The following is a 14,666-nucleotide window of genomic DNA, read 5'->3' as shown; positions in this document are numbered from 1 at the left end:
TGCGGCAAAGGGCTCCCGCCGCAGGTCCATTGGCCATCGCTTGCGCCCCGCGACGGGGTATAATCGCGCCCTTTTTTCCGGAGCGACGTCATGTCCCTGCCAAGCCTGCGCCTCAAAGCCAACGCCGATCGCCGCCTGCGCGCCGGCCACCTGTGGGTCTACAGCAACGAAATCGATGTAGCCGCCACCCCTCTGCACGGCTTCAAGGCAGGCGACCAGGCAGTGCTGGAAGCCGCCGGCGGCAAGCCCCTGGGCGTGGTCGCCATGAGCCCGAACAACCTGATCTGCGCCCGCCTGCTGTCGCGCGATGCCAAGCTGGCCCTGGACAAGTCGCTGCTGGTGCACCGCCTGAACGTGGCCCTGTCCCTGCGCGAGCGCCTGTTCGACAAACCGTTCTACCGCCTGGTGTACGGCGACTCCGACCTGCTGCCGGGCCTGGTGGTCGATCGTTTCGGCGACATCCTGGTGGTACAGATCGCCTCCGCGACCATGGAAACCCACAAGGACGACATCATTGCCGCCCTGACCCAGGTGCTCAAGCCCAGCGGCATCCTGTTCAAGAACGACTCCGCCGCCCGTGACGCCGAAGGCCTGGGACGCTACGTCGAAACCGTGTTCGGCCTGGTGCCGGAGTGGGTCGCCCTGGAAGAGAACGGCGTGAAGTTCGAAGCCCCGGTGATCCAGGGCCAGAAAACCGGCTGGTTCTACGACCACCGCATGAACCGTGCCCGCCTGGCGCCTTATGCCAAGGGCAAGCGCGTGCTGGACCTGTACAGCTACATCGGCGGCTGGGGCGTGCAGGCCGCGGCTTTCGGCGCCAGCGAAGTGTTCTGCGTCGACGCCTCGGCCTTCGCCCTCGACGGCGTGGAGCGCAACGCCGCGCTGAACGGCTTTGCCGAGAAAATGACCTGCATCGAAGGCGACGTCTTCGAAGCCCTGAAGGAACTCAAGGCCAGCGAAGAGCGCTTCGACGTGATCGTTGCCGACCCGCCCGCCTTCATCAAGCGCAAGAAAGACCTGAAGAACGGCGAAGGCGCCTACCGCCGCCTTAACGAGCAAGCCATGCGCCTGCTCAACAAGGACGGCATCCTGGTCAGCGCTTCGTGCTCGATGCACCTGCCCGAGGACGACCTGCAGAACATCCTCCTGACCAGCGCCCGCCACCTGGACCGCAACATCCAGCTGCTGGAGCGCGGCGGCCAGGGCCCGGACCACCCGGTGCACCCGGCCATTCCGGAAACCCGCTACATCAAGAGCATCACCTGCCGCCTGCTGCCCAACAGCTGAGCCACTGCCTGCCCAGGGACGCCACAGCATCCCTGGGCAACCGCTCGAGCGCCTCGCTCCCCTCTCGCCTCTCCCCTCTCGCCGCCCGGGCCATTGGATAACCCAGGGAAACCCGCGCTTATATACCTATGATCCATCAAAGTAACTAGCCAATATCCTACAGTGCTCTAGGCAATCACTTACCTAATAACTACTTGATTCCTCTCTATTGCTGTCTACTCTTCGGAAGTCGCTTAGGAAGCGACATTCATTCAAATCGTTTAGGAGCAATAACAATGAAAGCTATCTCCCTCGAATCGAAAAAGATCGCCAACCTGGCTTGCCTCGCAGCGGCTAAATCCCGCTAAGTAATTGATGAACTGGGGAGTGCCGGCTACCCAGCTTCATCTTTGGTCAAGTTCAGAGTTTCAAAAGAACATGCAAATAAACCCGAACTTTTTCATACTTGCCCGCCCGCCCTTCACTGTTATCTGGAACTATAAAGATCACACTCAGTTCGAACTGGACTCGATCTATTCCACACGCCTCATACAACTTGTCGAAGACCCTTCGCAGTATGACGACAAGAATGAAATAGATAGTGCATTCGCCGCCGCCGGGCTCCTGTCCAACGAGACTTTCGAGCCACTTGAATGGGGCTGGGATGAACTGTCGCGGATCTTCCACATCGGCACCAAGAACCTGCCCTTCGAGCAAGTACCCCAGGATATTCATGAGTGGTCCGCCCAATACCTCGAGCATTGCGATCAGGTACTGGACACCCCGGCCCCCTCAGCCCGCTTTGCCGAAACCTCCCACAATGGTCTGATCCGCCTGCCCGCGCCGGTACTGGAAACCGCCAGCTCCCTGAACCAGGTGCTGCTGCAGCGCAAGACTTCACGCTCCTTTTCCCAGCAGGCCGTGGCCCTGGAAGAGCTCAGCACCCTGCTCTACCTGTCCCTGGGCTACCTCAAGGAACGGGAAGCCGACACGGACGAGACCGTCCCCGAAGCCCTGCGGCCAAGGCGCAGCAGCCCTTCCGGCGGTGGCCTGAACGCCTGCGAGGGCTATGTCTATGCCGCCAGGGTCCGCGGCCTGGAGCCGGGCCTCTATTACTACCACCCGGAGCTGCACGCCTTGCGGCCCGTGCACCCGCTTCCAGAAGAACCCCTGGGCCTGCTGCTGGCTGGCCAGCACTTCGTCAACGAACTGCCCCTGGGCCTGTTCCTGACCTGCCGCTTCGACAAGCTGTGGTGGAAATACGAACACTCCCGGGCCTACCGCATGGCCTATGTCGAGGCCGGGCATATCTCGCAAACCTTCCAGCTCGCGGCCACTGCCCTGGGCCTGGACACCTGGCTGACGGGAGCCCTGAGCGACGAGCGCGTGGAGCAATTGCTGGGGCTGCAGGACGCCGCGGAGCAGCCGCTGTTCTTTGTCGGCTGCGGCCAAGGTGATGGCCAGGTGCAATGCAAGGAACTCAAGGCCCTGATCGAACAGCGGGAGCGCGAACAGTAATGCACCCCGCCGCATCGTCCAAAGAGGCCCCGGCAGGCCGGCGTCCCTACTCCCTCGGCGACTGGGACAACCGCTCCGCGGTGCGCTCGCGCAAGAGCAGCTACCAGCTACCGCCCCACAGCGAGCTCGAACAGGAACTGCAGACCCGTGACTGGTTTCCGCCGGCCTTCATCCCCTACTTCGCCGACCCGGCCGTCCAGCACGCCGGGAGGACGGTACAGCAGCGCCTGGCGGCCAACCACCTGGTGTACTTCCTGCACTACACGACGATCCTGGAGCACAAGATCGTCAACCGCTCGGTGGAAACCCTGATCCACGGGGAACTGGCGATCGAGCTGCCGGAGACGATGAAAATCGCGGCCCTGCAGTTGTATACCGACGAGGGCTATCACGCCCTGTTCTCCTTCAAGCTGGCGGAGCAGGTGGCGAATGGGTACGCCATGCCAGCCTGGCAGCCACTGCCCAGGCGCATCCGCCTGATGCACGACCTGCTGGCCCGCTGCGCCGATTCTCAACGGCCCCTGGTCTGGTTCCTGCTGGGTTTCGTCTCCGAAACCATCATTGCCAAGGAGTTGCTGAGCATCACCGGTGATGGGCTGGTGTCCACGGTCTACCAGATGTTCAGGGAGCACCTGGAAGACGAGGCCCGGCACAGTCGTTATTTCAGCGAAGTGTTCGACTATGTCTGGGCACGACTGTCGCCGCAGCAGCAGGTTTTTTCCGCCAGCCAACTGATCGATATCATTTTCATCTTCGCTGCCGTGGACCAGGAGTGGCTGAGCGCAAGCCTGAACGAGTCCGGCATTCCCCTCGCCGCGGCACATGCCGCCATCCACAGCCTGATTCAGCCGAGTGCAGAAGTGCTGCGCGCCCGCTCGATCGCCGGCGCCACCCTGCAAGCCATGAAGCGCGCAGGTTTCTTCGAGCACGACGACAACCGCCGACTCTTCACCCAGACAGGACTGATCGATGCCTGAAATCAGGGATGACTCTGCCTCCACGACCAGGAAGGTCGGCGCCATCGTCTTGCTCATGGCCATGGTCATGCTCGGGGTGTTCCCGATCGACGTGCTCTTGCCTTCTTTTCCTGCACTGTCCCAACACTTTGCTACCAGCGCCGCCGACATCGCCCTGTCCGTCAGCCTGTTCGCCATCGGCATCTCGATGTCCCAGTTGCTGATCGGCCCGCTGTCGGATGCCCTGGGCCGCAAGACCCTGCTGCTGGCCGGCATGGCCGTCTCGGTCGGCGGCGCTCTGGGCTGCGTCTGGGCCAGGGACTACAACTGGTTTCTGGTGTTTCGCGTGGTCCAGGCACTGGGCTGTGGCTGCTTCGTGCTGTCCCAGGCGCTGGTCCAGGACCTGTTCGTCGGCCAGGAGCGCGACCGCCTGCGGATCCTCATGGTCACCGCCAGCGGCCTGTGCATTTCCCTCTCGCCCCTGGCCGGGACCCTGCTGCAAAGCCTGATGGGCTGGCCAGGCAGCTTCTATGTGTTCAGCGCGATTGCCGTCCTGGTGTTTCTCAAGGCGCTGGCCACCCTGGAAAACCCGCCGATCGTCAGGAGCGGCCCGCGCACCGGCATCCTCCAGGCCTACCGACGGGTCTGCAGCAACTTCAGTTTCGTCGCCTACTGGCTGATCTCGGCCATCGTCTTCGCTTGCCACTTCTCGTTCATCGTGGTCTCGCCGCTGATCTTCCTGGAGCAACTGCAGCTCAGCAGCTACGAGTTTTCCCTGACTCTGCTGCTCTACGGCGCGGCCTACGTGATTGGCGGGGTGGTAGCCGGGGTGCTCAACAAATACCTGGAGCCCGGCACCCAGATCATTACCGGGTTGTGCCTGATCTTCCTCGCCGGGCTGGTCATGCTGCTGTTGGCCAGCCAGTTCGGCCTGTCCATCAGCACGGTGCTGGTGCCGATGATCATCTGCACCGCCGGCACCACCATCACCCGGCCCGCCGCCACGTCCAGGGCCATGGAACTGTTCCCGGACAATGCCGGCGCCTCGGCCTCGGCCGGCAACACGCTGATTTTCGTCATGGGCGGGCTGATCAGCGCCGTGATCAACCTCAGCGCCAGCGACCTGCAGACCACCCTGGCCCTGAGTTTCATCGCCCTGAGCAGCGTCGGCCTGCTGGTCAACCAGCGCATCAGCCGCCGCGCCCGGAACCTGCGCCTGGCCTGAAGCCCGGATTGGCCCGGGTCCTGGTGGCCATCAGGCGGTTGTGGCAGCTCCCTCGCTGAAACGGGCCAGCCCGCGGCCAGTCAGGCACAGGCCAAGGGAGAAGGCCAGGGTCGGGCCGGCAAAGAACAGCAGGGACATCCACCCGCTCTTGAAAGGGTCGAGATGACGGTAAGCAAGCCACAGCTCGAACAGCTTCAGCACCAGCCAGGGCCATGGCAAGGCCAGCACCAGCCAGAGGACATTGCCCAGCAGGCGCCGGCCCAATCGTGCCCGCCCTTGCACCCGGCTCACCACGGCCACGGCGACCAGCAGCCCGGCCGCCACGCAGTACTCCATCCGCGGGCTGGAGGGTAGCTCGTCATACAGCCGTACCAGCCCCGCCGCCCCCAGGCCCAGCAGCAACATGAGCCCCCAGGTGCGCCACTGGCGCTGCTGCCCGGCCAGCATTTGCAACCCCCCGCCGCCCACCAGTAGTGCAGCACCCGTTGCGACGATGCCCAGGCCGGACCAATCGCTGTACAACAACAGCCACATCAGCAGCAGCCCCTGCAGCAGGCCGACGCCCAGGCAGAACTTGAAGGATTGCAGAGTCGCGGACATTCCAGCTCCATTGGAAGGTAATCGAAGGGCGGCGAGTCTAAACCAGGAGGGCAGCGTCCGGTGATATCCAGGCAATCAATGCCACAGAGCGGCCCCGGCATTCCTTCCTGACGCCAGCGGTGTAGAATCGGCGAATTCATCGCCAGTCATCCCCCGGCGGGTTTATGAGCTCAGGCTGAGGCGCGCGGCGATCCCGCGGCGTCATCGGCAGCTTTCGGACACACGGCCATTTCTGAGTGTTCCCGAGGTCAATAGAAGCTCACTCCCCATTTGTTACCTGATTAGCCGCCCGGAGTGCTCCATGCCTGATTACCGCTCGAAAACATCCACCCATGGCCGCAACATGGCCGGCGCCCGCGCCCTGTGGCGCGCCACGGGGATGAAAGATGACGACTTCAAGAAGCCGATCATCGCCATTGCCAACTCCTTCACCCAGTTCGTCCCGGGGCACGTGCACCTGAAGGACCTGGGCCAGCTGGTGGCTCGCGAGATCGAACGCGCCGGTGGCGTGGCCAAGGAATTCAACACCATCGCCGTGGACGACGGCATCGCCATGGGCCATGACGGCATGCTGTATTCCCTGCCGAGCCGCGAGATCATCGCCGACTCTGTGGAATACATGGTCAACGCCCACTGTGCCGACGCCATCGTGTGCATTTCCAACTGCGACAAGATCACCCCCGGCATGCTGATGGCCGCCCTGCGCCTGAACATCCCGGTGATCTTCGTTTCCGGCGGCCCGATGGAAGCCGGCAAGACCAAGCTCGCCAGCCACGGCCTGGACCTGGTGGACGCCATGGTCATCGCCGCCGACTCCAGCGCTTCTGACGAGAAGGTTGCCGAGTACGAGCGCAGCGCCTGCCCGACCTGCGGTTCGTGCTCCGGCATGTTCACCGCCAACTCCATGAACTGCCTGACCGAAGCCCTGGGGCTCGCCCTGCCGGGCAACGGTTCGACCCTGGCCACCCACAGCGATCGCGAAGAGCTGTTCCTGCGGGCCGGGCGCACCATCGTCGAGCTGTGCCAGCGCTACTACGGCGACAACGACGAGTCGGTCCTGCCGCGCAACATCGCCAACTTCAAGGCGTTCGAGAACGCCATGACCCTGGATATCGCCATGGGCGGTTCCACCAACACCATCCTGCACCTGCTGGCCGCCGCCCAGGAAGCCGAGATCGACTTCGACCTGCGGGACATCGATCGCCTGTCGCGCCACGTGCCGCAGCTGTGCAAAGTGGCGCCGAACATCCAGAAGTACCACATGGAAGACGTGCACCGCGCCGGCGGCATCTTCAGCATCCTCGGCGAACTGGCCCGTGGCGGCCTGCTGCACACCGACCTGCCCACCGTGCACAGCAAGAGCATGGCCGAAGGCATCGCCCAGTGGGACATCACCCAGACCAGCGACGAAGCCGTGCATCACTTCTTCAAGGCCGGCCCGGCAGGCATCCCGACCCAGACGGCGTTCAGCCAGTCGACCCGTTGGGACAGCCTCGACGATGACCGTGAAAACGGCTGCATCCGCAGTGTCGAGCATGCCTACTCGAAAGAAGGCGGCCTGGCCGTGCTCTACGGCAACATCGCCCTGGACGGCTGCGTGGTGAAGACCGCCGGTGTCGACGAGTCGATCCATGTCTTCGAAGGCAACGCCAAGATCTTCGAGAGCCAGGACAGCGCGGTGCGCGGCATCCTCGCCGACGAGGTGAAGGAAGGCGACATCGTGATCATCCGTTACGAAGGCCCGAAAGGCGGCCCGGGCATGCAGGAAATGCTCTATCCGACCTCCTACCTGAAGTCCAAGGGCCTGGGCAAAGCCTGCGCCCTGCTCACCGACGGCCGCTTCTCCGGCGGCACCTCGGGCCTGTCCATCGGCCACGCCTCGCCAGAGGCGGCAGCCGGCGGCGCCATCGGCCTGGTGCAGGACGGCGACAAGGTACTGATCGACATTCCCAACCGCTCGATCAACCTGTTGGTCAGCGACGAGGAACTGGCGGCCCGCCGTGTCGAGCAGGACAAGAAAGGCTGGAAACCGGTGGAAGCACGCCCGCGCAAGGTGACCACCGCGCTGAAGGCCTACGCCCTGCTGGCCACCAGCGCCGACAAGGGTGCGGTGCGCAACAAGGCCATGCTCGACGGCCTGTGATCGTAGCCCGCCAATGAAAATGCCCCGCCAAGTGCGGGGCATTTTTTTTGACCTTGCCGGCGCTTGCGCTGGCAGCCTGGCCCCGTAGAAGCCGGCTTGCCGACGAAGGCAGCGTTGAACCTTGCATCACCCTCGACCGCGCCTTCGCTGGCAAGCCAGCTCCTACAGCAGCATTCAAGGTGGTGGCGCCGCCGCTGAAGCGGTGCCGGGAGCTCAAGGCATGCGTTCGCCCAACTGCCCGCGCAGGAAGCGATACAAGCCATCGGCGCTCTTGCGATAACCATCGGCGGTCAGGTGGATCAGGTCGTTGCGGGCCAGGTCGCTGCCCTGCCATTTGCTGATGGAGCAGTCCCCTCCCATGAACGCCTGCCAGTCCCAGAACAGGGTGCGACTGTTCTTCGCCACATCCTTCTGGATCTGGATGATCTGCCGCAACGGCTGGGGCTGGGAGGCCGCGCAACTGCCAGCATTGCGACGCTTGATGGAATCCGGCGGCCCCACCAGCAAAATCACGGTCTTGGGCAGGTTCTTGCGCAACAGCGCGACCTTCTCCTGCAACTGGCTGCGGTACAGCTGCAGATCCAGGTCGTCGTCGAAGGCTTCGTTGGTGCCGTAGGCCAGCACCACCATGTCCGGGCGCAGGGCCTTGAGGGCTTCCAGCCAGCCGGGCTGCCACTTGTCCAGCACGTCCAGGCGTGCACCGTTGATCCCCAGGGCGGAATAGATCACCCCGGCGCTCTTCTGCCCGAGGATGTTCCAGCCGCCCAGGGCCAGGCCCTGGTTATTGGCCACGTTCAGGTCCAGGGGCAGGGTCAGGTTGTTGAACGGCGGGCTGAAGCGCCATTGCCCCCCCGTAGCGGCCAGCATGCGGCTGCTTTTGTTGAGGTTGTCCCGGGCGGTCAGGGTGCTGTTGCTGGACGCCTGGTACAGCGCGGAAATCCGGTACTGCTGGTTGCTCGGCTGGCGTTCGGCGATATGCACCCGCGCGCCAGGGGTCAGGGGCAGCGACAGGTAGCCGCCCAGGGGAAACTGGTTGCTCTGCTGGTTGCGTGCCGATACCAGGGACCACTGGCGCTTGGCGGCACCGAGAATCACCCGCTCATAGCGGGTGCCGGGCACCGGCGTGGCTGCCACGAAACCGATGCCGCCATCGCCGTATTGCGCCTGCAGCAGGCGCCGCACCTCACCGCTGAACAGGTCGGCGGCGGTGTGGGAGTCGCCCAGTTGCACAATGGTGATGGGGGTGCGGTTGGAAGTGCTGAATTTGCGTGCCAGCAGCGCCAGGTTCGGGTCGGTCCCGGTGGTCAGGACTTTTTTCGCCGTCATCCCGGACTTGGCCAGCGCCGAAGCGGGAGTGGCCTGGACCTCGGTGGTCGGGCTGCAACTGCTCAGCAAGGTGATGCCCAGCAACAGCGCAATGCCTTGCAGTCGCCCCATAGTCAGTGCTCCGTCAATTGTTGGCTGGGAAAGTTGATCAGCGAGATCACACGCTCAGCGATCAGCTTCTGCCCAGTGGTGGTGAAATGGATACCGTCGTCGACCCGGGTCTTGACCTTCTTGCCATCGCCGGTGGTGCGGTAATAGGAGAATTCGTCGCTCTGGTAACCGAGAATCTCGTTGGCCGAGACGTAGTGCTGGTGGTACTGCTCGATCTGGCCCTTGTACAGCTGGCTCAGGTAGGCCATGGCTGTAGACAGCTTGGGCTTCTCCATGTTCGGCGGCCCGACCCAGATCACCTGCACATTATGCGCCTGGGCGGTGTCGAGGATCGAATCGATGCGCTGGCGATAGGCTTCTTCCCAGTCCGGGGTCTTGAAGCGCAGGAACGGCTTGCCCTTGACCACCGGCATGTCCCAGGGGTCGTTGGGGCCGAGGAAAATCACCATCAGGCGAATGTTGGGGTTGCTGGCCAGGGTGCTTTCAACCGTCTTGGGCCAGTTGAAGAAGCTCGGGTAGGCAAGGCCGGTGCTCTGCTTGCTGAGGTTCAGGCTCTTGACGTTGTAGCGTTTGCGCAAGGTGTTGGCCATGTGGGGCGCCACGCCCTGCATCAGGGAATCACCGACGAAGAACACTTCATCCCCGGTGGCCAGGCTGGCCATCAGCGGCGTGGTTGCCCCCGGCTCGACCTTGGGCGGATGGCTGACCACCGGGGCCACGGCCACCGGCTGCGGGTGCACTGCAGCCGGCGCCTGCGGAGCGGGATGCACGGGGGCCGCATGGGCGGTCGCAACCGGCGCAGGTACGGGCGCAGGCTCCTCGGCCAGCGTCGGCAAAGGAGGCAGCTCTTGCTCCGCGGCGGCCTCGGCCACCATCACCTGGCCGGTAAAGCTGCCGACAAAGGCCACCCGGGCATTTTCCAGGGCCTGGTTGAGTTGCGCGCCAAAGCGCCACTGCGGGTTCTGCGACAACCCGGGGACCTCGCAGTCGTCGTGGTACTTCTGCTGGCAGTAGAGGCGGATCGACTGCTGGTTGAACCACACCAGCAGCAGGCTGGTGACCACCAGGGCGTAGAAGACCTTGGCCGCGCTACCGAGGCTGATCGACAAGGGCGAACGGTTAGAAACTGGCATAGATGAACCCCGGCACGCCCGACGGAGAGGCGAAGATGACCACGCAGATAAACAGCCCCAGCGGCACTGGATAGAACAGCCACGGCAAACCGGTGGCGGCATCGAACAGGCGGCGCAGCAGCGCCACGATCCGTGGGTAGAAGGCCACGAACAGCAGGCAGCCCAGCAGGCTGGCGCCGCCGCCGAGCAGGCCGCCCAAGGACAGCTCGCCCAGGCCCTTGAGCATGTCCATGGCATCGGACAGGGTCGCGCAGCGGAAGAAGATCCAGGCGAACGCCACATAGTGGAAGGTCAGCAGCCGCGCCATGAGGTCGGCGCCGATCCAGCTCGGCCCCCGGGCCAGCAGCGGGCTGCACAGCTTGTACAGGGCCAGGCCGATACCGTGCAGCGCGCCCCAGATGATGAAGTTGGCGCTGGCGCCGTGCCACAGGCCGGAAATCAGCATCGCCAGCAGCATGTTCAGGTTGCCGCGCCACACCGGGCCGCGGTTGCCCCCCAGGGGGATGTACACATAGTCACGGATGAAGGTCGACAGGCTGATGTGCCAGCGGCCCCAGAATTCCTTGAGGTTGCGCGCCGCGTAGGGGTAGTTGAAGTTCTGCGGCAGGCGGAAGCCCAGCAGCAGGGCGATGCCCGTCACCAGGTCGGTGTAGCCGCTGAAGTTGAAGTAGATCAGGAACGAATAACCGTAGACCGCACGCAGGATCTGCTCGGCAGAATAGGCCACCGGGCTGTCGAATACCGGGTCGACCCATTCGTTGGCCAGCCAGGAACTGAGGAAGAACAGCTTGACCACCGCCACCGCGATCAGGCCCAGGGCGCGCTGCGGCTCCAGCACCTGGCGCAACTGCGGCGGGTTGATCTGCGCCAGCATGGGAATCGCCCGGTTCACCGGACCGGCGATCAGGCTGGGGAAGAAGGCCAGGTACAGCGCCAGGTCGAAGGGCGAGCCCGGGGTCAGCTCACGGCGGTTGATCGACACCAGGTAACTGACCGAGTGGAAGGCATAGAACGACAGCCCCACCGGCAGCAGCACCTCCAGCAGCGGCAGCGACACCTCGACACCGAACTGGGCGAAGGCGTTCTGCACCGTACTGGTGAAGAAATCCTGGTACTTGAACAGGTAGAACGCCCCGAGCACCAGCAGCAGCATCAGTCCATTGACCCAGCCGCGCCCGGGGTAACGCTGGCTCAACAGGCCGAGCAGGTACACCAGGGCCGTGTAGCCCAGCAGGATGTAGAGGAAGTTCAGGCTGAAGCTGGCAAGGATCGCGTAACTGGCGACCAGCAGCAGGGCGTTCTGCAAGCGCAGGCTGAAGCCCAGGCCCCAGTACAGAACGAAGAACAGGATGAAGCAGAGGCCGAATTCGATCGAGAGATAGCTCACAACGTAGTCCATTACGTGCAGTCGGGGACAAACCCGGCACAAGGGAGAGCAGGCGGGGGGATGGGAAACGGACGCGATTATGGCAGAGGGGGTTTGGCAGTCACAAGTTGAAACATTCTCCGCCTATAGCGGACGCCGGCTCCGCACCGAACGACAGACACCCCTTGCGGGAGCTGGCTTGCCAGCGAAGGCGTCCGCGAGAGCGACGCCCGGCCCAAAGGCCTCTTCGCCGGCAAGCCGGCTCCTACAGAGGGACGGTGTAGCGGGCAGGCTTACTGGATGTCTTCGGGCTTGACGATCACCCAGTTCTTGTCGGCAGTCACCGGCAACCCTTCCTTGGCCTGGGCCGCGGCGTGCTTGGCGATCATGCCGTTGAGCTGGGTCATGTACTTGTCCTTGCGGTTGATCCACAGGTGGATGCCGCCCTTGGCCACGTCAACATCGTGGAACAGCATGTAGCCGTCGCTGGTGGGGGTGTCGCCGCCCACCAGCACCGGTTTCTTCCACTCGTCGATGTAGGTCAGGATCGCCGCATGCTTGCCCGCCATCCAGGTGGCCGGGGTCCACAGGTAGGGGGTCAGTTCAAGGCCGAGGTTGGCCTTCTCGTCATATTTGCCTTCGCTGATCTGCTTGCGCGCGGTGGTCAGGGCGCCAGTCTTGCGATCCTTGAGCAGGGTGGTCACGCCGATGACGTTCTGCGGCTTGACGTTGTAGCCGTACTTGGGATCGGCGGCGACCATGCGCACCAGCTCTTCGGAGGCGGCGGTCATCACATAGACCTCGATACCGTTCTCCATCAGCTTGTTGTACAGCTCGGCCTGGCCGGTGAAGACCTTGGGCGGGTTGACCTCGATGGTCTTGACCACATCACCGTCGTAATAGGTGCTCGGCACCGGCTTGCCGGAAGCCATCAGCTCATCGACATAGCCCTTGAGCTCCTTGAGGGTAAAGCCGGAGAACACCTGGGCGACCCAGGGGTAGCAGACCATGTCGTCGATTTCACAGAGGCGGTAGTAGTAGCTGAACAGGCTTTCCTTGTGCTCGGCGGTGTCCCTGAACGGGATCAGCTTGAGCGACGGGTCAAGCGTGTCGCGGGTAATCAGGCCCTTGTTTTCCATGAAGGGCAGCAGGGATTCTTCCAGGTCGTAGCGGTAACTGGTGTTGTCCATGTCGAACACCGCGTAGTTACCCTTGTTGGCATTGGCCGCGATCATCGCGTCCAGCTGCTTGGCCTGTTCCGCGGGCCAGTGCTTCAACTCGGTGGCCAGGGCCTGGCCGGCGAGGCCCAGGCAGAGTGCGACTGCGAGCAATTTCGGAGCGAGTTTCATCGGCGGTTTTCTCCCTGAGTGAAAGCCTTCGACGCTAACAAATCCCTGTGACAGTTCTCGTCTCCACGCGACCGCTTGCGTCCCGTAAGCGCCAGCCACATGCGCCTGAACGTCAATCGCTTATTCCAAAAACGACAGTTGCCATGCGATATCGTTATTAATTCAATAGATTTCAAGCTGTTAGGCTTGCCGGTTCGCAATCGCCCTGAGCCGCGATTGGCACAAGCCTTATCGGAGCCCCAATGAATCTGCCGCTGTTCCTCAACCTGCTGGTGTTCCTGGCCTTGCTGCTGGGCCTGGCACAAACCCGCCATACCACCTGGAGCCTGGCCAAGAAAGTCCTGCTGGCCCTGGTGCTGGGCGTGGTCTTCGGCATCGCCCTGCACAGCCTCTACGGCGCCGGCAACCCGGTGCTCAAGGCCTCCATCGCCTGGTTCGACCTGGTGGGCAACGGCTACGTGCAATTGCTGCAGATGATCGTGATCCCCCTGGTGTTCGCCTCGATCCTCAGCGCCGTGGCCCGCCTGCACAATGCTTCGTCCCTGGGCAAGATCAGCTTCCTGACCATCGGCACCCTGCTGTTCACCACTGCCATTGCCGCGCTGGTGGGCATCGGCCTGACCAACCTGTTCGGCCTGACCGCCGAAGGGCTGGTGGCCGGCACCCAGGAAATGGCCCGCCTGCAAGTGATCCAGAGCGATTACGCAGGCAAGGTGGCCGACCTCAACGTGCCGCAGCTGCTGCTGTCGTTCATCCCGCAGAACCCCTTCGCCGACCTGGCCCGGGCCAAGCCGACCTCGATCATCAGCGTGGTGATCTTCGCCGCCTTTCTCGGCGTCGCGGCGCTGCAGCTGCTCAAGGACGATGCCGACAAGGGCCAGAAAGTGCTCAACGCCATCGACACCCTGCAAGCCTGGGTGATGCGCCTGGTGCGCCTGGTTATGAAGCTCACACCCTACGGTGTGCTGGCGCTGATGACCAAGGTGGTGGCCGGTTCCAACCTGCAGGACATCATCAAGCTGGGCAGTTTCGTGGTGGTGTCCTACATCGGCCTGGGGCTGATGTTCGTGGTCCACGGCCTGCTGGTGGCACTGGCCGGGATCAACCCGCTGCGCTTCTTCCGCAAGGTCTGGCCAGTGCTGACCTTCGCCTTCACCAGCCGCTCCAGCGCCGCCAGCATTCCCCTGAGCATCGAGGCCCAGACCCGGCGCCTGGGCATTCCCCAGTCCATCGCCAGCTTTGCCGCCTCGTTCGGCGCCACCATCGGCCAGAACGGCTGCGCCGGCCTGTACCCGGCCATGCTGGCGGTGATGGTTGCCCCGACCGTGGGCATCAACCCGCTGGACCCGCTGTGGATCGCCACCCTGGTGGCCATCGTCACCCTGAGTTCCGCGGGCGTTGCAGGCGTGGGCGGCGGCGCGACCTTCGCCGCGCTGATCGTGCTGCCGGCCATGGGCCTGCCGGTGTCGCTGGTGGCGCTGCTGATTTCCGTGGAGCCGCTGATCGACATGGGCCGCACCGCACTCAACGTCAGCGGTTCGATGACCGCAGGCGCGATCACCAGCCAGGTGATGCAGCAGACCGACAAGGCGCTGCTGGACGCCGATGAGCACGAAGAACTGGCTCAGGCCTGATTGATCTCTTCGCCGGCCCGCCGGTTCCTTCGGGAGCCC

11 protein-coding genes are annotated in these 14,666 nt (G+C 63.7%); 6 read left to right on the top strand and 5 right to left on the bottom strand.

Annotation, left to right across the window (positions count from 1 at the left end):
* Positions 1-90 precede the first annotated feature (90 nt).
* The 4 genes from AC1RMG_RS23345 to AC1RMG_RS23330 all read left to right on the top strand — a co-directional run bounded on the left by AC1RMG_RS23345 (position 91) and on the right by AC1RMG_RS23330 (position 4,965).
* Positions 91-1,287, top strand: coding sequence for a class I SAM-dependent rRNA methyltransferase (locus AC1RMG_RS23345; protein ID WP_011064045.1), 1,197 nt, complete (start codon positions 91-93; stop codon positions 1,285-1,287).
* A 417-nt stretch (positions 1,288-1,704) separates the two neighbouring features.
* Complete coding sequence (locus AC1RMG_RS23340; protein ID WP_015637381.1) at positions 1,705-2,784, top strand: SagB family peptide dehydrogenase; 1,080 nt, start codon at positions 1,705-1,707, stop codon at positions 2,782-2,784.
* The gene (locus AC1RMG_RS23335; RefSeq protein ID WP_015637382.1) at positions 2,784-3,761 is read left to right on the top strand and encodes a diiron oxygenase; all 978 of its coding nucleotides are present in this window, start codon (positions 2,784-2,786) and stop codon (positions 3,759-3,761) included. The genes AC1RMG_RS23340 and AC1RMG_RS23335 overlap by 1 nt, the downstream gene beginning before the upstream one ends.
* Complete coding sequence (locus AC1RMG_RS23330; protein ID WP_011064048.1) at positions 3,754-4,965, top strand: multidrug effflux MFS transporter; 1,212 nt, start codon at positions 3,754-3,756, stop codon at positions 4,963-4,965. Before AC1RMG_RS23335 ends, AC1RMG_RS23330 begins: the two co-directional genes overlap by 8 nt.
* Positions 4,966-4,995: 30 nt before the next feature.
* Here AC1RMG_RS23330 and AC1RMG_RS23325 read toward each other — a convergent pair whose 3' ends face one another.
* Positions 4,996-5,565, bottom strand: a complete 570-nt coding sequence (locus tag AC1RMG_RS23325; protein ID WP_011064049.1) for a hypothetical protein — start codon at positions 5,563-5,565, stop codon at positions 4,996-4,998.
* A gap of 301 nt (positions 5,566-5,866) precedes the next feature.
* Between AC1RMG_RS23325 and ilvD the strand changes: the two genes are divergently transcribed.
* Positions 5,867-7,708, top strand: a complete 1,842-nt coding sequence (gene ilvD / locus AC1RMG_RS23320; RefSeq protein ID WP_019095304.1) for a dihydroxy-acid dehydratase — start codon at positions 5,867-5,869, stop codon at positions 7,706-7,708.
* Positions 7,709-7,921: 213 nt separating this feature from the next.
* Here ilvD and AC1RMG_RS23315 read toward each other — a convergent pair whose 3' ends face one another.
* The 4 genes from AC1RMG_RS23315 to AC1RMG_RS23300 form a co-directional block, all read right to left on the bottom strand.
* Entirely contained in the window at positions 7,922-9,145 is a 1,224-nt protein-coding gene (locus tag AC1RMG_RS23315; protein WP_011064051.1) for an SGNH/GDSL hydrolase family protein, read from the bottom strand.
* Positions 9,146-9,147: 2 nt separating this feature from the next.
* Positions 9,148-10,278, bottom strand: coding sequence for an SGNH/GDSL hydrolase family protein (locus tag AC1RMG_RS23310; protein ID WP_011064052.1), 1,131 nt, complete (start codon positions 10,276-10,278; stop codon positions 9,148-9,150).
* The gene (locus AC1RMG_RS23305) at positions 10,265-11,665 is read right to left on the bottom strand and encodes an MBOAT family O-acyltransferase (RefSeq protein WP_258718063.1); all 1,401 of its coding nucleotides are present in this window, start codon (positions 11,663-11,665) and stop codon (positions 10,265-10,267) included. The genes AC1RMG_RS23310 and AC1RMG_RS23305 overlap by 14 nt, the downstream gene beginning before the upstream one ends.
* A 272-nt stretch (positions 11,666-11,937) precedes the next feature.
* Complete coding sequence (locus tag AC1RMG_RS23300; RefSeq protein WP_123472647.1) at positions 11,938-12,993, bottom strand: HAD family hydrolase; 1,056 nt, start codon at positions 12,991-12,993, stop codon at positions 11,938-11,940.
* A gap of 242 nt (positions 12,994-13,235) precedes the next feature.
* On the opposite strand from AC1RMG_RS23300, the gene AC1RMG_RS23295 reads away from it, so the two are divergent.
* Positions 13,236-14,627, top strand: a complete 1,392-nt coding sequence (locus AC1RMG_RS23295; protein ID WP_011064055.1) for an L-cystine transporter — start codon at positions 13,236-13,238, stop codon at positions 14,625-14,627.
* The last annotated feature ends 39 nt before the right edge of the window (positions 14,628-14,666 follow it).

It is taken from the genome of Pseudomonas sp. GW822-FHT04H02 (assembly GCF_058800645.1).
The sequence above is the reverse complement of the archived record's forward strand: the minus strand, read 5'-3'. Positions and strand labels throughout refer to the sequence as shown.

Excerpts from the sequence above, each read along its gene's own strand:
- AC1RMG_RS23345 (WP_011064045.1), top strand. The coding sequence starts at position 91 with ATGTCCCTGCCAAGCCTGCGCCTCAAAGCCAACGCCGATCGCCGCCTG.
- AC1RMG_RS23340 (WP_015637381.1), top strand. The coding sequence starts at position 1,705 with ATGCAAATAAACCCGAACTTTTTCATACTTGCCCGCCCGCCCTTCACT.
- AC1RMG_RS23335 (WP_015637382.1), top strand. The coding sequence starts at position 2,784 with ATGCACCCCGCCGCATCGTCCAAAGAGGCCCCGGCAGGCCGGCGTCCC.
- AC1RMG_RS23330 (WP_011064048.1), top strand. The coding sequence starts at position 3,754 with ATGCCTGAAATCAGGGATGACTCTGCCTCCACGACCAGGAAGGTCGGC.
- AC1RMG_RS23325 (WP_011064049.1), bottom strand. The coding sequence starts at position 5,565 with ATGTCCGCGACTCTGCAATCCTTCAAGTTCTGCCTGGGCGTCGGCCTG.
- ilvD (WP_019095304.1), top strand. The coding sequence starts at position 5,867 with ATGCCTGATTACCGCTCGAAAACATCCACCCATGGCCGCAACATGGCC.
- AC1RMG_RS23315 (WP_011064051.1), bottom strand. The coding sequence starts at position 9,145 with ATGGGGCGACTGCAAGGCATTGCGCTGTTGCTGGGCATCACCTTGCTG.
- AC1RMG_RS23310 (WP_011064052.1), bottom strand. The coding sequence starts at position 10,278 with ATGCCAGTTTCTAACCGTTCGCCCTTGTCGATCAGCCTCGGTAGCGCG.
- AC1RMG_RS23300 (WP_123472647.1), bottom strand. The coding sequence starts at position 12,993 with ATGAAACTCGCTCCGAAATTGCTCGCAGTCGCACTCTGCCTGGGCCTC.
- AC1RMG_RS23295 (WP_011064055.1), top strand. The coding sequence starts at position 13,236 with ATGAATCTGCCGCTGTTCCTCAACCTGCTGGTGTTCCTGGCCTTGCTG.